9 protein-coding genes are annotated in these 17,360 nt (G+C 68.1%); 7 read left to right on the plus strand and 2 right to left on the minus strand.

All coding sequences use genetic code 11. From position 1 onward, the window contains the following. Positions 1-19 precede the first annotated feature (19 nt). The 7 genes from ICC28_RS00820 to ICC28_RS00850 are packed head-to-tail and all read left to right on the plus strand — an operon-like array spanning position 20 to position 16,116. Entirely contained in the window at positions 20-2,956 is a 2,937-nt protein-coding gene (locus tag ICC28_RS00820) for a helicase-related protein (RefSeq protein ID WP_188286377.1), read from the plus strand. Continuing rightward, on the plus strand, positions 2,956-7,101 hold the full coding sequence (locus ICC28_RS00825) for an Eco57I restriction-modification methylase domain-containing protein (protein ID WP_188286378.1): 4,146 nt from the start codon (positions 2,956-2,958) through the stop codon (positions 7,099-7,101). Before ICC28_RS00820 ends, ICC28_RS00825 begins: the two co-directional genes overlap by 1 nt. Then, the gene (locus tag ICC28_RS00830; RefSeq protein WP_188286379.1) at positions 7,098-8,753 is read left to right on the plus strand and encodes a hypothetical protein; all 1,656 of its coding nucleotides are present in this window, start codon (positions 7,098-7,100) and stop codon (positions 8,751-8,753) included. Before ICC28_RS00825 ends, ICC28_RS00830 begins: the two co-directional genes overlap by 4 nt. Before the next feature lie 5 nt (positions 8,754-8,758). Further along, entirely contained in the window at positions 8,759-9,361 is a 603-nt protein-coding gene (locus tag ICC28_RS00835) for a hypothetical protein (protein ID WP_188286380.1), read from the plus strand. Beyond that, positions 9,358-11,475, plus strand: coding sequence for an Hsp70 family protein (locus tag ICC28_RS00840; protein ID WP_188286381.1), 2,118 nt, complete (start codon positions 9,358-9,360; stop codon positions 11,473-11,475). The genes ICC28_RS00835 and ICC28_RS00840 overlap by 4 nt, the downstream gene beginning before the upstream one ends. A gap of 2 nt (positions 11,476-11,477) precedes the next feature. Then, on the plus strand, positions 11,478-14,429 hold the full coding sequence (locus ICC28_RS00845) for a GTPase (protein ID WP_188286382.1): 2,952 nt from the start codon (positions 11,478-11,480) through the stop codon (positions 14,427-14,429). Continuing rightward, on the plus strand, positions 14,404-16,116 hold the full coding sequence (locus ICC28_RS00850) for a GTPase (protein ID WP_188286383.1): 1,713 nt from the start codon (positions 14,404-14,406) through the stop codon (positions 16,114-16,116). Before ICC28_RS00845 ends, ICC28_RS00850 begins: the two co-directional genes overlap by 26 nt. Positions 16,117-16,178: 62 nt before the next feature. Here ICC28_RS00850 and ICC28_RS00855 read toward each other — a convergent pair whose 3' ends face one another. Beyond that, complete coding sequence (locus tag ICC28_RS00855; protein WP_188286384.1) at positions 16,179-16,364, minus strand: DUF397 domain-containing protein; 186 nt, start codon at positions 16,362-16,364, stop codon at positions 16,179-16,181. Beyond that, positions 16,361-17,248, minus strand: coding sequence for a helix-turn-helix domain-containing protein (locus ICC28_RS00860; RefSeq protein ID WP_188286385.1), 888 nt, complete (start codon positions 17,246-17,248; stop codon positions 16,361-16,363). The genes ICC28_RS00855 and ICC28_RS00860 overlap by 4 nt, the downstream gene beginning before the upstream one ends. Positions 17,249-17,360 lie beyond the last annotated feature (112 nt).

Here is a 17,360-nt window from a genome sequence, read left to right on the forward strand (position 1 = left end):
AGAGGATTTGACGATCGATATGGCATTCACGTTCTCCGCCGGATCCCTGGTGAAGGCCCGTGGCCGCGAGTGGGTGGTGCTCCCCGAGAGCGAGCCCGACCTGCTCGTCCTGCGCCCGCTGGGTGGCTCGGACGACGACATCGCGGCGGTGTTCCCGTTCGAGCCGGTGGAGGAGGCCCGTTTCGCGCCGCCGGAGCCGACGGACCTCGGCGACCAGCGGGCGGCAGGGCTGTTGCGTACGGCGCTGCGGGTCGGCTTCCGCTCCGGGGCGGGCCCGTTCCGCTCCCTTGCCGGGATCGCGGTGGAGCCGCGCGCGTACCAGCTCGTACCGCTGCTGATGGCGCTGCGCCAGAGGACGGTCCGCATGCTGATCTCGGACGACGTCGGTATCGGCAAGACGATCGAGGCAGGCCTGATCGCGAGCGAGATGCTGGCGCAGGGCGAGGCGAGCGGCCTGGCGGTGCTCTGCTCCCCGGCCCTGGCCGAGCAGTGGCAGCAGGAGCTGCGCGGCAAGTTCGGCATCGACGCGGAGCTGGTGCTGGCGTCGACGGTGTCACGGCTGGAGCGCGGCCTGGACCTCGGCCAGTCGCTCTTCGACAAGTACCCGAACGTGATCGTCTCGACGGACTTCATCAAGTCCCCGCGCCACCGCGACGACTTCGTGCGCCACTGCCCCGACCTGGTGATCGTCGACGAGGCGCACACCTGCGTGGCGGCCGACGACACGTCGACGAGCGCGCAGAGCCAGCTGCGGTACGAGCTGCTGCGCCGGGTGGCGGAGGACGCGGAACGGCATCTGCTGCTGGTCACGGCGACCCCGCACAGCGGCAAGGAGTCGGCGTTCCGGAACCTGCTCGGGCTGGTCAAGCCGGAGTTGGCGCACGTGAACCTGGAGTCGGAGGCGGGCAGGAAGCTGCTCGCCCAGCACTTCGTGGCCCGCAAGCGGGCGGACGTACGCCAGTACCTGACGAAGGAGGACGGCCTGGCGGACGACTCCCTCGCCGAGCGCACAGCCTTCCCTTCGGACCGCTTCTTCAAGGACGAGACGTACAAGCTGTCCCCCGAGTACCGGGCCCTGCTGGACGACGCGATCGCGTACGCGAGTGAGCGGGTCGAGGAGGCCGGCAGCCAGGGCAGGCGGGAGGCCCGTATCGCCTGGTGGTCGGCGATCGCGCTGCTGCGTTCGCTGGTGTCGTCGCCGAGGGCGGCTGCCCAGACCCTGACGACGCGCTCGGCGGCGGCCATCGCGGCTTCGGCGGAGGAGGCCGACAAGCTGGGCGCCCCGCTGAACAGCGACGCGGCGGACAGCGACGCCATGGAGGGCATGGACGTGGCGCCGGGGGCGGAGACGACGGCGGGCTCCCCGCTGGCCGAACTCGCGGAGCTGGCCTCGCAGTTGGAGGACCCGGAGAAGGACCTCAAGCTGAAGGCGCTGATCAAGCACCTCAAGGCGCTGCTGGCGGACGGCTACAACCCGATCGTCTTCTGCCGCTACATCCCGACGGCGAAGTACCTGGCCGAGCATCTGGCGAACGACCCGGAGACGAAGAAACGCGGCCCGCTGGGCGCGAAGACGGTGGTGAAGGCGGTGACGGGCGAACTGTCCCCGCAGCAACGCATCGAGCGCATCGAGGAGTTGGCCACGGAGGCCGGCGAGGACGCGGCGGCCCGCCGGGTCCTGATCGCGACGGACTGCCTGTCGGAGGGCGTCAACCTCCAGCACTACTTCGACGCCGTCGTCCACTACGACCTCGCCTGGAACCCCACCCGCCACGACCAGCGCGAGGGCCGCGTCGACCGCTACGGCCAGCGCCGCGACGAGGTCCGCGTCATCACCCTCTACGGCGACGACAACGGCATCGACGGCAAGGTCCTGGAGGTGCTGATCAAGAAGCACCGCCAGATCAAGAAGGACCTCGGCATCTCGGTCTCCGTCCCCGACGAACTGTCGACGGGCGTGACGGACGCCATCGTGGAGTGGCTGCTGATGCGCGGCCGGGAGAACGAGGACGCCCTCTTCAGCGCGGACGCGTTCAGGGTGAGCACCGAGAAGCTGGACAGCGACTGGAACTCGGCGGCGGAGCGCGAGCGGGCGTCCCGTTCCCGTTTCGCGCAGCGCTCGATCCACCCGGAGGAGGTGGCCCGGGAGGTCACCTCGATCCGGGAGGCGCTGGGCGGAGCGGGCGAGATCAGGACGTTCGTACGGGAGTCGCTGGGCGCCCTGAACGCGGTGCTGCGCGGCGCCGACGGCGAGTCCGGGGACTTCACGGCCCAGGTGGGCGGCACACCGGCGGGCCTGCGGGACGCGCTCGCGCCGGTGGTGGGCGCGGAGGTCGTCGAGAAGGACCGGGAGATCCCGTTCCGCAGCGATCCGGCGGTGGCGCGGGGCGAGGCAGCCCTGGTCCGTACGGACCCGGTGGTGGGCGCGCTGGCGTCCCATGTGCTCAACGCCGCGCTGGATACGCAGGCGGAGGGTGCGCGCCCGGCGCGTCGCTGCGGTGTCATTACGACGGACGCGGTGACTACGAGGACGACGTTGCTGTTGGTCCGGTACCGCTTCCACCTCACGCTGCCGTCGCGGAGTGGTGAGCGGCAGTTGGTGGCGGAGGACGCGCGGCTGCTGGCCTTCGAGGGGGCGCCGCGGAGTGCGGTGTGGCTGCCGCCGGAGCGGGCGGTGGGCCTGCTGGACGCGACGGCGTCGGGGAACACTGACCCGCACTTCGGGGAGCGGACGATGACGCGAATCCTGGACCAGCTTCCGGATGTGAACGACCACTTGGAGACGTACGGCGACGAGCTGGCGGCCGAGCTGGACGCGGCCCACCGCCGGGTGCGGGCCGCGTCCGGCGAGATCGTCCGCGGTCTGTCGGTGACGGCCCAGAAGCCGGCCGACATCCTGGGCGCCTACGTCTACCTGCCCGCTACCGCTTCCGTCCCTGCCGGAGTGTCCGCCTGATGTCCGCCACCACTCGCAACCAGGTGTTCACCGCCGTCCACACGGTGGGGGGGCTGCTGCCGGCCGACATGCTGGTACGGATCTCCGAGGGCAAGGTCACCAAGGACCTCAAGGGCCTCGCCCCCGCCGACTACCGCATCCCCGGTTCCCGTTCCGTGCGGGACGAGGCAGAGCGGCACTGGGACAACCTCAAGTCGCTCTGGCGCGAGCTGCGCGAGAAACTGCCCGCCGCCCCTGAGGCGTCCGTGCCGCCCGACAGCACCGGCTACGCCCAGGCCAACTGGGTGGAGCCGCTGTTCGAGGCGCTCGGCTTCGGTCACCTCACCGCGGTCGGCGCGGCGGGCATCGCGGCGGACGACGGCACGAAGACGTTCCCCGTCAGCCACCGCCGCGACGACACCCTCGTCCACGTCACCGCGTGGAACGCCTCGCTCAACAAGCACCAGGGCGCCGGCTCCCCCGCCCCGCAGTCCCTGCTTCAGGAGGCCCTCAACCGCACCGACGCCCACCTGTGGGCCCTGCTCACCAACGGCCGCCAGCTGCGGCTGCTGCGCGACTCCAACGCGCTGGCCACGGCCTCGTACGTCGAGTTCGATCTGGAAGCGATCTTCGACGGTGAGCTGTTCAGCGAGTTCGTGATCATGTACCGGCTGCTGCACGCCTCTCGGTTCGAGGCCCGTGACGGCGGCACCCAGTGGACGTGCTGGCTGGAGGTGTGGCGGGACGCCGCGCTGCGCCTGGGCGCCCGCTTCCTCGACGACATCGGGGAGGGCGTACGCCTCGCGATCAGGGAGCTGGGCACGGGCTTCCTCCGGCACCCCGCCAACACGGCCCTCCGCGAGAACTTCGACCGCCACACCTACCACGCGGCGCTGCTCCGCCTGGTCTACCGCCTGCTGTTCGTCTTCGTCGCCGAGGACCGCGACGCCCTCCACCCGCCGACCGCGACCCCGGAGGCACGCGACCGATACGCCAAGTACTTCTCGACGGCCCGGCTCCGCGAACAGTCCCGCCGCCGCCGAGGCACCTCGCACGCGGACCGCTGGGAGGCCCTCCGCCTGGTCCTGTCCGCCCTGGGCGACGAGGCCGGCCGGCCGGAGCTGGGCCTGCCCGGACTCGGCGGCCTCTTCGACGCCACGGAGGCCGACGAGCCACTGCGCGGCCTCACCCTCTCGAACGAGCACCTCATGGCCGCCATACGGCACCTCGCGGTCGTCCGCGACACCGAGGCCAAGCGCTGGCGGACCGTCGACTACCGCACCCTGGACGCCGAGGAACTCGGTGCCATCTACGAGTCGCTGCTCGCCCTCGTCCCCGAGTACAGCGCGACGGACCGCACCTTCGAGCTCGCGATCCGCGCGGGCAACGAACGCAAGAAGACCGGTTCGTACTACACCCCGAGCTCCCTGGTCGACGTGCTGCTCGATTCCACGCTCGACCCGGTGATCGACGAGGCGCAGCGGCGCGGTGAGCGGGCGGCTGCCGAGGCGGGACGGTCCGACGCCCGGGAAGACATCGTCTCCGAGCTGCTGTCGCTGACCGTGTGCGACCCGGCCTGCGGTTCCGGCCACTTCCTGGTGGCCGCCGCACGTCGTATCGCCAAGCGGGTGGCCGCGGTACGGGAGCGCACACCTGAGCCCCCGCCGGAGAAGGTCCGGCACGCGCTGCACGAGGTCATCGCCCGCTGCGTGTACGGGGTGGACCTGAACCCGATGGCTGTCGAGCTGGCCAAGGTGTCGCTGTGGATGGAGGCGCTGGAGCCGGGGAAGGCACTGGGCTTCCTGGACGCCCATGTGAAGCTGGGCAACGGTCTAATCGGGGCCACGCCCGCACTGCTTCGGGGCGGAATTCCGGAGCAGGCGTTCAAGGTCGTCGAGGGTGACGACAAGTCGGTGGCCAACGACTGGCTCAAGCGCAACAAGCTGGAGCACGAGGGCGTCTACACGCTGGACGCGGCCCTCGACGACCAGGTGAGCGTCACCAACGACACGTTCGCGGCCGAGTTGCGTGACGTCGTGGAGAAGGACGAGGACCCCACGGCGAAGCTGGGCCGGGTGCGGGCGCTCGCCGAGCGGTACAGGACGTGGCAGGAGTCCCCCGCGTACCTCAACGCCCTGCACATCGCGGATGCGTGGTGTGCCGCGTTCATGTGGGAGAAAACGGAGGACGCGCCCGCGCCGGTGACACAGCGCGTCTTCCTGTCGCTGCAGAGTGCCGAAAGCGAGGGGGCGCTGCAGGAGACCCACCAGGAGATCGTGCGGCTCAGCCGGGAGTACCGGTTCTTCCACTGGCATCTGGAGTTTCCGGATGTGTTCAGCGTGCCTGACCATCCGTCGGCGGCGGTGGGGGTTGATCCGGTTACCGGGTGGGCCGGGGGGTTCGATTGTGTGTTGGGGAATCCGCCATGGGACAAGGTCGACTTCGAGGACAAGAAGTACTTCAGTGTGGTCGAGCCGTCGCTGGCGGAGATCTCGGGCACGGCTCGGCGTACGGCAATCGCGAAGTGGGCTTCCGAGCATCCCGAGGACGGGGCACGGTATCAGGCGGCTCGGCGGAGGGTGAAGTCGTCGTTCCTGTTCCTGGGGTCTTCGGGAGCTTATCCGCACCTGCGTAAGGGACTGTCCATCAAGGGCGTCAACTCCCTCCAAACCGACCAACTGTTCACCGAGCGGTTCGTGTCCATCACGGCGCCAGAGGGGCGATGCGGCACGGTCGTACCGACGCAGATCGCCACGGGTGCGGGAGCACAGTTCCTGTTCCAGGACCTGACACAGCGCGGCGCGGTGAAGCACCTGTACGACTTCGAGAACGGCAGGCGGGAGAAGCTGTTCCCGGCAGTGGACTCCCGCTACTCGTTCTCGCTGATCTCCCTCGTTGGGCGCGACCTGACGGAGCCCGCCGCACAGTTTGCGTTCTTCCTCGGTCATCCCGATGAACTCGCCGACGGGCAGGCCGTGTTCGCGCTGTCCCCCGAGGAGATCGCACTGATCAACCCGAATACGGGGACGCTGCCGGTGTTCCGGAGGCGGAAGGATGCCGACCTTACGGTTGCCATTCAGCGGCGGGTCCCGGTCCTTGTCACAGAGGGACGCGTGGGTGGTGATCCGTGGAACATCACCTTCAAGAACTTCTTCAACGTGACTGATGACTCCGACCTGTTCCATGACCACGGAAGGCTGGAAGCCGCAGGATGGGAGCTTGAGGGGAACGTCTTCGTACGGGACGGGGAGCGGATGCTGCCGCTCTACGAAGGCAAGATGGCTCACATCTTCGACCACCGATGGAACCGCTACTACGACCTCGGCAACGACGACTACGAGCGCGTTCCGCTGGAAGACAAGAAGGACGCTCACGGCGTGACGCTGCCGCGCCAGTGGATCAAGGAGAGCGGCCGCATTCCGACGGTACGCAAGGGCAAGGAGGTCGCGATCGCGGGCGTCGACCTCCGCCTGCAGGAGCTGGAATGGGAGAGAGACTGGCTGCTGGGTTGGCGTGATGTCGCCCGGACGACGGATGAACGGACCGCGATCCCGGCGTTTCTACCGAAGGTCGCCGTGGGCCACACCTTCCCGCTCATGTTCCCAGAAGTCCCCGTGGAGCTGGTAGCCGCCATGGTCGCCGCACAAAGCTCCCTGGTCTTCGACTTCGTCGCCCGCCAAAAGGTCGGGGGCATCCACATGGCCCTCATGACCTGGAAGCAACTCCCTGTCCCCCACCCTGACGACCTCGCCCACCACACACCATTCCTCACGCCCCGCACACTCGAACTCGTCTACACCGCCTGGGACATGGAGCCCCTCGCCAAGGACCTCGGCGACACCGGCGCCCCCTTCACCTGGAACGAGGACCGCCGAGCCCAGCTCCGCGCCGAACTGGACGCGTACTTCCTCCGCCTGTACGGGGTGAGCCGAGAGGACGCCGACTACATCCTGGAGTCCTTCCAGACCGAGAACGGTGGCCTCAAGAACAACGAGATCGCCAAGTACGGCGAGTACCGCACCAAGCGCCTGGTCCTCGCCGAGTACGACCGCATGGCCACGGCCGGACTCACCATGGAGAACCCCCTCGTGGACGGCGAAACCTACACGTCCACGCTCACGCCACCCCCGGGCCACGGCCCCCGCCACGAAAGAGCCGGAGAGTGACGAGTCCGCCGCCGGCCGGCGGGCCGGGGCAGCCGGTGTCGGGACCGCGGGCCGCGGCGGTCGCACGGGAGCGGGAGCGGCTGAGGGCGCTCAGGGAGCGCCGGGACGCCCAGAGCACGGACGCGGGGGTCGACGGGTTCACCGTACGCAGGTGGCGGAAGGTGGGAGTCTTCGGTGCCGAGGCGGTACTGCAGGCTCTCGCTCTGCTCCAGCAGCTCGCCTCCCTCGCACAGGACGCGACGCACGACGCCCTGGCCGACGCCCTGCGCAACGAACCGGACGACCGGCTACTGCCTGCTGTGCGGACCGTCCTCGAACGGGCAGACCCAGCCACGATCGCCGTGACGCTCACGGCGATCCACGCGGGCGGCTTCCTGTGGCTGTCCGAGGTCGGGGAGCAACGGCTCGCCGCCCTGGCAGAGGGCGACACGCTCGCCGTCTCTGGGAGCGAGGACCCCTACGGTGCTTTCGCCCTCCTCGGTGCGTTCGCGACGGATGGTACGGCCGTCTTCCCCCCTCGGATGCTGCCGCGTGTGCTTCCCTGGGTACCGCTGAGCATCCTCGACGACCTCATCGACGCCGGGGTGGTCGGCCCCGAGCACCAGCCCTGGCAGTACCGGGCCGAGGAGACGGAGCACGCGTACCTCATAGCCCGGTTGGTACCCGAGCAGGTGACCACCGAGCAGGCAGCTGCACTGGAGTGGACGGCCCCGCAGCGACGACGCGCGTTCCTCGCTGGAGGCGAGCCCCTGCCCTCCGTCGGCGACATCTACGACCTCTTGGAGCGAGTTGCCGACGGTGACGCCTCGGTGGTGAAGGAACTCGAAGGGATGCTGCCCCGCGATCTGGTGCTCCGGCTGCGCCGGCTCCTGGACGGGGTCGATGTCGGCAACTGGGACCGTGACCTTTGGGAAGACAAGGGGTTGTGGCGACTCATATTCTCTCTGTGGGAGCCCAAGGCAGCCGTCAATCCGTCGCGTTCGCCCCTGCATGCGCTCATGGCCCTGCGTCAGGCCTACGACCTGCTGTGCCTAAACGACCTCACCCGTGCGTCGTCCCAGATAGACAAGTTGGTGTCGTTCGAGACCGCTGCCCCGGCCTACCGAGCAGAGGCCCTCAACTTCCATGCGTACACGCTGTTGCTCCGGGAGGAACTGAACGCGGCGGCCGTCGTCCTGAAGGGGATCAGCGGATCGCACGAGCTGGCCGAGTCCAACCTCCGCATGGTCGAGCAGCGTCGGGCGGTTCCCCGTAATGGCAGACCGGCAGCGTCCAACCCCTATCTGGATCTCGGACTGCCGCACGGCGCGCCGAGCTGGGAGACCCGGTACCGGGACCTCCGCCGGGAGCATGTGCACGACGTGGACATGAGTGCGCGGCTCAACAGCGCGATGAAACGCATCAGAGACGCCGAGCGAGACGAGGACTGGTCCGGCTTCTTCGTGCTACCGCTCGATCTGGACGTGTTCGAGCTTCCGAACGAGGTGCCCGTCACGCTGGTCCCGCCCTTGGCCCCGCTGACCAGACGAACGACGCCTCGCTCCCCCGCCAGTCTGGCGCTCGTACGGCAGCGGGCGGTGGCGGATCTGCTGCCCCACCTGCTCAACGCGCCCCGGCGCCCCGATCGCAACGCAAGGATGCACACACAGTGAAAAAGGTGCCCCGCAGCCAGCGGAAGACCACGGCGGCCCCCAAGCGGGTCACCCCCAAGGGGAACAACGGTCTCAAACATCGTCGGGAGAAGCGGCGGGCGGCGGCCGACGTCCCCAAGGACTCCCCGCGCACCTACCGCCCCGAGGAACTGCTCAGCCCTCCCATGCTCCTCTCCCGTTTCACCGAGCGGGCGACCGACCTTCTGAATGCTCTTCCAGAAGAGGGGCGACCCACTCAAGCCGCTGTTACGGCTGCCTTGCGCCAGGCCGTTCTGGAGGCATTTCGCTCGCGGGAGGAGTACGTGGCCCGGATGGTCGAGGTCGACCTGCTCGCCGGCGCGCCCAACCAGAGTGCCAGTTCACTTCGGAAGGGCATCCGTACCGCCTTGCTGGACCAGGGCGTGCGGTGCGTGGACGCGCCAGACGGCGAACGCGAGCTCTTCGTGGTGGTGGAAGGCGACGGTGAGGCGTTCGAGGTGTTGCGTCCGGCCTACGTCGACCAGGCCACCGGCAAGCTGGTGCTCTCCGGACAGCTGCGTCGCCTGCCCGGGTCAGACGGAGGAAACCACTCTGCCGGGGACGAGGCGACGAACGGGGAGGGCATGTGACCGCCACCGGGATCGACTTCGGGACCACCAACTCCGTGGTGGCCCAGTGGCTGGGCAATGAGGCTGACGTACTGCTGCTGGACGCCCACCACATCGACGCCGACTGGCGCCATCCCGGCTTCGAATACCTCTTCCCGTCGGTGGTGGGCATGAGTTCGCTGCGCCGGGGAGCGTTGTTCGGCTGGGAGGCCAAGCTCCGCTCCGAAGAGGCGGCCGAGGCCTGCAAGCGACTCCTCAAGAGCGACGAGTACGTCACGATCCAGGACCGCAGATTCGCGGCCACGGCGGTGGCCGCCGGTGTTTTCCAGGCCATGCGGAAGGGCGCGGAGCACAACCTCACCGCCATCGACCAGGCCGTGATCACCGTCCCCGCGAACGCTACGGGAGCCGCGCGCTATCGCACCCGCGCCGCCGCGCAGTTCGCGGGCATCAGTGTCCTGGCGCTGCTCAACGAGCCGACGGCAGCCGCGATCTCGTACGCGCACGATCTACGAAATGACCTGCATGAGCTGAAGAAGGACCCCACCATCCTGGTCTTCGACTGGGGCGGCGGAACGATCGACGTCACCGTGCTCGATTACCAGGACGGGTTCTTCGAGGAGCTTGCGTCACGGGGTGTGACCGAGCTGGGCGGTCTGGAGATCGACCGCCGTCTGCGTGACCTCGTCCTCGAACGGGCTCCGGCACGATCGGCGTGGACGCCCGCGCAGGAGCGACAGTTCAAGCTGGACGTGGAGCGCAGCAAGATCCGTCTGTCCTCCGAGGACTCCGTCACCATCATGACTCCGGACGGCGACACCGTCGAAGTGTGGCAGGAGGAGCTGGAGGACGCCATCACCGACCTCGTGGACCGCGCTCTCGCACCGCTCCAGCAGTGTCTCACCGACCTGCACATGGCGCCTCTGGACGTGGACGCGGTGCTGATGATCGGCGGTACGAGCCAGATCCCGAGCGTCCGGGCGGCGGTCGCCGAGGTCATGCAGCAGCAGCCCGTCGAGGTCGATCTCTGCGATCCCATGACGGCGGTCGCCCGCGGCGCTTCCATCGCGGCGGCAGTGCTGTCGGGGGAGGTTGACGGCGTGATCCAGGTGGCGACGAGCCATGCCTTGGGCACAGTCGTCAAGGATGACGCCGGACAGAAGAAGTTCAGTGAGATCATTCCGCGCAACTCGCCACTGCCGTGGAAGGAGCGCAAGAGCTACACGCCACGCGAGGACAACGCACGCAGTCTCACCGTGGAGATCTGGGAGGGTGACCCGGACCGGCCCCTGGACCACCCCGACAACGTGAAGCTGACAGACCTCCCGCTCACCTATCAGGACCCCCGTGCTCGTGAGGACTCCCGCTTCCTGCTGGAGTACACGTACGACACGAACGGGCTCCTGCATGTCAAGGCGACCCTTGAACGCACCGGCGAGGAGGTGCTGAACGAGGAGATCAAGAGTTTCAGTTCTGGTGGTCCGACGCCGGCAGTGCGCAAGGAACTCGGTGATCTGCTCGCAGGCAACACGGTCACCAGGCCGCTGGCGGCGCAGCCCCGGAAGCAAGCCACGGGTTCAGCACCCGCAGTGCTCGTGGTGGACGGCTCCAACCTGGCGTGGATCGGCAGGTCACCGCGGCGACCTGGTGTGTACGACAGCGACGACCGGCCGTCCTTCGCCCAACTGCTGTCCGCCCGTGACGCCCTGACATCGCGGTATCCCGACGCCGTACTCCACGTTGTCGTCGACGCCACTTTCAGACACAAGGTCGTGGAGGAAGAACGCGCAGCAGTGGACTCGGCGCTCAGCAAAGGGGACCTCATCCAGCCTCCAGCTGGAACCGAGGGCAAGGGCGACGCTCTTGTCACAGCGATCGCGGAGGACACCGGCGGGACCGTCGTCACCAACGACAACTATGTCGAGTTGCAGAACAGATATCCCTGGCTGCGGGACAAGGAACGGGTCCTCGGGGTCACCTTGTCGAAAGGCATGTGGGTTTTCACACCGCGCACCTGCGTGCCGCCTCGCCACCAGGTCGTACGAGCGGAGGTTCCTCCGCAGTCGAGGGCTCTGATTCCCCCGAGCTCCGGCCCCCTCCCCGAGTTCAGATACCACCGCCCTCACGAGGAGTAGTGGTGAATGACACGGCACTGAATGACACGGGGAGTCTCAGAGCTGAGGTGCTTGCCCTCCTGCTCGAACCATTGGGCGTCGACGCCACGGGCGGGTCCGCACCACTCCAGCGGCTGGCCAAGGGCGTGGAGGCGGTTGCCCAAGCATGTGGGTGTCCCGGTCAGCCACCGTCCGGGACCACCCTCCCGTGGATATCCGACGCCGTGGCGGCGTGCGCCGAGGAACAGGAATTGGTCCGTCTGGCAACGGCTCAGGGGCGGACTCTGACGCCGAGCGAGGCCAGAGCCCTCCGAGAGTTGATGCGGCTCGAAGGACTGCGTTCTCATCTCCAGGCGCTCGAGGGCGTGACGACGGAGGCGCTCAGGGCAGACCTTGCGGCTGTGGCGCTCGCGGAACGGACACTGCCTGGAGTCCTTGAGCAGTGTCGTCGTGCGGATCAGGGGTGGCCCGAGGAGATCTGGCGTTCGATCTTTGAGATCGACATCGATCGCGCGGTGACCGACTTGAGTCGCCGCCGACGTAGTCGGCAGGCGTCAGGCGCACGTGAGCTCGTGCTCAAACACAGTGTCTCCACAGCGCGGGATCTGCGGAACCAGGATCTGGTGACACGGCTTGAGAAGGTGCAGGACTTCATCGCCGCGAGTGAGTCGTACGAGGCGGTTTTGTCCGTGCAACCGGAATGGTGGCGCTGGCTCGGGCCGGACGTGCCGTTCAAGTTCAGAGCGGATCGGCGTGATGCCCTGGTCTGGGCGATCGGGGCTCGTGACACCGGCGTCGTTTCGGAAGGCACTCTGGAAATGCTCGCGGACGGCCGCGCGCGGGCAGTGATCGAGCATGGGCTCTCGACGGCGCTCGTGAGCCCGACCGCTTCCCTCGAAGCGCCGGCCACGAGTTCGGCCGCGCGGCTCGCGACGGGGCTACTGGCGGTCGCCTCCCAGACCGACATCGACAAGCTGCGTGCTCTTGAGTCCTGGTACACGGAGAACGTGGAGTCGTTCGACCGCGTGGCCGCCGCGATGGACGCGCGACGAACCGAACCGGGTCTCGGCGAGGCCCTGAAGTCCCTGGTCGGCGAGCTCGCGCTTCCGCCCGGGGCGGTGGACGTGAGTCGCTCGGCCTACCGTAATGTCCAGTCCATCCTCCGGGCCAAGGTCGAAGCCGGCCTTCAGCGGACGTCGTACTCCCCGTACGCGATCGAGAGCGAGGATCTCGTCCGGTCCATCAGCCGTATCGGCTCGCTCGAACGCGAACTGCACGATGCCGTGCGGACCGTGCCCGCGGTGGGTGGCAGACTGCTTGTGGCCATCGCCGGAAGAACCAAGTCCGGGAAGACCACGCTCCGCAAGGCCCTCATGGGCGATGCGGACCGAACCGGGATCGGGCGAGGCGCACACCGCACCACACGGAAGACCTCCGCGTTCGATGTCGGCTCCGTGACCTACCTCGACACACCCGGCGTCGCCGCGAAGGACGACGACTTCGACGCCCAGCATGCCCGAGACGCGTGCGATGGCGCCGACGCCGTCATATGGAACTACGCCGACACGCTGCGCGACGAGGATTCCGCCGAACTCCAGCGACTTCTCCTCTCGGGGAAACCTCTGCTGGCTGTCGTCAATGTGAAGGGGCTGGTCAACACACCTGTCCGTCTTGAGCTCTTCGCCGATCACCCGAACAGAGAGTTCAAGTCAGCGCCGGAGCACGCCGTCCGGATCGAACAGGTCGCCAGAGCGGTCGGGGTCGCGCCGCCCATCATCCTCGCGGTCCACTCCGGCGCCGCGCACGAGGCGCTGTCCACGGAGGATCGCGAGCTGGGAGACAAGGCCCTTCGGGCGAGCAGGCTGCCCGAGCTGGAGCGGTCCCTCCAACAGCTCCTGGCCGAGCGCGCGATTCCCCTTCGCGCTGTCCGGCTGGCCGAAAACGTACGGGGGCCGCTCGCCGCGATCCACGACCGGCTGACCGTGGAACTCCCCCGGATCGACCTCGCGCTTGGCGAACTCGAACGCTCGGCGCCGAGTGAACGGGCCGCGTTGCTCGAAGCTTTTCAGACCGCGGGCCGGAACACGCGCGACCGGCTCGAAGCGGAGCGGCACCGTGCCAAAGAGCGGTTGCCGGGTGTGGTTCGGGAGCTGGGCGGCGCGGATCACGCGCAGCGGTGGAGCGACTTCGTCACCGGTCTCGAATTGGAGGCACTTGTCTCAGGTATCGAAAGCGAGCTCGATCAGGAGACGCGGAAACGGGGGAAGGTTCTGCGCGCGCGGGCACACGGCCCAGAGTCGCAGGACGACGAGCAGTTGGAAGTGCGGCCGCGTCCTAACGCGAAGCCCGGCAGTGTGAGCACGGCTGCTGCCAAGGGGGCGGCGACAGCCCTCATGGGCTCCGTCGCCGCCAAGGGAATCCCCAAGAAGCTCGCTCCCCCTCCCGTGGTGGTGGCGGACTACGTACTGACGCCTCTGGCCGGAGCGGCGAAAGCAGTGAGCGGCGAAGTTGATCGCCTGCGACGGGCGCGGGACGAGTGGACCGGCGAGATCACGGCCGCAGCCGAGGCCAGGCTCGATGAGCTGTTCGACGGGCGCGAAGCGCAGGTGGCTCGTGTCGTCGACGACACAACGGCTCAAATCAATGCTCAGTTCGAAGCTCAGTCCGCAGACATCGGTCGCACGCGGGAGCGGTTCGAGCAGCTCCGCCGACTGAGGTCGGCCGTGCGCTCCGCCCTTGACGCGATCGACCTCGTACTGGTGCGCCGGCTCCTGGCCCTTGCGGGCGGTGACCCGGCGACCGTCCGCTCGGCACGTCGAACGCCAGGAGTCGAACTTCGCGTCTGGACCGACGCGTCCAGCGTCGCGGACGTGCGGGCGTGCTTGCAGGAGCGAATCGTGGACGTCCTCACCGAGCGGATCGAGATCTGCTCTGATTCTATGAGCGGAGATGGAGATGGGACCGCGCATGACTGACGGGAGGCTGGACGCCCGCGTCCTCGCGCTGAGTGCACAGGCGAAGGAGATCCTGAACGCTCACCCTCGTACCCGAGGCCTGACAGCGAGTCTGCCCCAGGCGGACACAAGCCCGCTGCGGATCGCCCTCCTGGGGCCGTACAGCGCCGGGAAGTCGATGCTCATCGCGGCACTGCGTCGACTTCCGGCGGCCGAGGTCGAAAAGCTCGTCGACGCGGCACCCAAGACGCAGGAGGCGACGCCGTATCCGTGGAACGGGGTGATGCTGGTCGACCTACCGGGAACACTGTCCGGCAACGACGAGCACTCCGCGGCAGCCCGGCGTGGAGTGCGCGGCGCGGACGCGCTGATGATCGTGACAACGAGCGAGCTGCCGGGCGAGGCGGAGACCGAGGCGATCTTGCAGGCGCTCGATGCCGACGGGTTCGCTGACCGCAGTGTCGTCGTCGTCAACAAGATGAGCGCCGAGAACAGCGACCGCGGGGTCATCCTTGACGAGATCCGCAAACGGCTCGGGCCCTTCGCCGATCGTGTCCCGGTCGTCCCGACTGACGCGCGCGACTATGTCGACGCGGGCAACGAACCCGAGCTCACTGATGAACACCGTAAGTTGCTCGTGGCGGAGAGTGGCATCGACGCCCTCACCGCCGAGTTGCGGAGAATCACGGCACCTGGTGTCGAGGGAATGCGGCCCAAGGCGCAGGCGCACGAACTCATCCGGGTTCTGGAGGACGCCGAGCAGCGGTGGGAACTGGACGAAGAGGAACTCGACGCAGCGCGGACCACGAAGAAGGCCGAGGAGTCGATCTCCCGAGCGAAGGCGGCGGTGCTGGACACCCTGGAGCGGGAGAGCGAGATCGTCGCCTCCAGGGTCAGAACGGCGGGAGGCAGAGCCGCCGACGGCGTCTCCGAGAAGAACGGCGCCGTCCCCGTCGACATCGCTACTGCCGTCACCGGGGAACTGATCGATGCCCGCACCGACTTCGACGTCAGGTTCTCCTCGTCGGTGAGGGCGGCGTTCGATGCGCTGGTCGCCGAGTACGGCGATGCCGTACCCGAGCCCGAGGTCTGGGTGAACGAAGTCGACGCCCCCGAGGCGACACTCGCCGCGCCCACGCAGTCACCGTACGAACGAGCCATCAGGGAAGCCGCCGAAAAGGCCGAGAAGGCGGGCGCCAAGAAACTGCACGCGTTGATCGAGAAGGTCGCAGGAGAGCCGGAAGCGGCAGCCAAGATCGCGAACTGGCTCAACAAGACCCGCGCGGGCCAGAAGGTGCTCGACGCCGGCGGGAAGATCACCAACGGCGTCGACAAGTTCAAGCCGTGGGGCAGGATCAAAGCAACCAAGAAGGTCGCCGGTGCGGCCGGAAAGGTGCAGTGGGCTGTGGCGGTCATGGGCCCGTTGATGGACGTGAAGAGCATCGCGCAGGACCAGAGCAGGTGGAAGGCGATCAAGAAACGCCGACAGGCGCTCCGGGATCACTTCGCCGACGTGGCGCTCAGACAGCGGACCGACCTCAATGACACCGGTGAGCAGCACCTCAGCGAGTGGATCGCCGAGGTGGAGCAGTCGCTCAGCGGTCTCACGAAGCAGGGTGCGGAGATCAGCGCTGCGCGTGAAACAGCGCTGGAAGGAATCAGGAGCCTCCGCGACGAGGCAGAGAAGCTTGTCAGGGCGGGCGACTGAGACGGCGGCGGGCCGATGTCCCGGCGGTGGTTGTCATCACGCGACCGCCGGGACGAACGTACTCAGGCCCCTGCCGCGAACTCCACGAACCGCGACCAGCCATCCCGGCCGACGGCGAAGTGGGGGCGGGTCACGTCCTTGGAGTCCCTGACGCATACGGCCCGTTCGGTGGTGGCGACCTCAACGCAGTCGTCGCCCTGAGTACCGCTGTAGCTGGACTTGAACCAGGCGAGTTCCGATGTGCTCATAGCTCTCCTCGCAGTCGCTCCAGCAGACCCCGTGAGTCTTTGGGGTTCAGGGCCTGCGAGCGCAGTGTGTCATAGCGCTGATAGAGGAGGCTCGCCTCATTCGGGTCGGAGATCAGGCGCCCGTTCTGCTGCCCTTCGGAGTACCCAAGCCGATGCCGCTTCGGCGTTTCCAGAAGTCGCACCGGACCGTCCAAGCAGGCATGGAACTCCGTATCCACCGGCATGATCTGCAACGTCACGTTGCGCGGCGCGGTCAGCTCCAGTACGTGGTCGTACAGGCCCCGCATCACATCCGATCCGCCGAGCCGACGCCGGAAGACGTGCTCCTCGACGATGAAGCTGAAGGGGACGTTCGGCCGCTCACGCAACAGCCTCTGCCGATCGAGACGCGCGACGAGCTGGTCCTCCAACTCCTGGTCCGACAGCAAGGGGATGCTGTTGTCGAACACCGCACGCGCATACCCCTCCGACTGCAGCAACCCCGGCACCAGCCTGCACTCATACGTGCACAGAGTCACCGCCACCCGCTCCAGCCGAGCCCACTGCCGAAACCAGGCCGCGAGCCCCACATCCCCCCGCCCCCGCGTCACGTACTTCGACGACTTCCGCAGCGCCCCGGTGTTCCCGAGGAGTTCCTCCGACCGCACCACGTACGACTCGTCGGGCATCCGCCGCCCCAGCTCCACCGACTCCACGGTGTGCTTGGAGAAGCGCACTAGGTCCGCGAACTCGGCCCTGCTGTACCCCGCGTGCTCGCGCAGCGCCTGCTGGACGGCTCCCCAGGTCCGCAGACTGTCGGAGGGGTCGGGCTCACGATCCGGCTCACCGCCGACGGCCTCCCCGTCGCCGCAGCCCTCGGCCATGATGTCGATGCCGCCCGTCATACGCGGCCACCTCCCCGTTCCGTACACGTGACACGAACTGTCCGTCGCTCCACACCCGACAGCACCCAGCGTGACGGAGGACCCGGCGTACCGTCCACGGAATGTGTCCGTA

This window comes from Streptomyces sp. TRM68416 (assembly GCF_014596915.1).
In the GTDB taxonomy this organism is placed as follows: Bacteria; Actinomycetota; Actinomycetes; order Streptomycetales; family Streptomycetaceae; genus Streptomyces.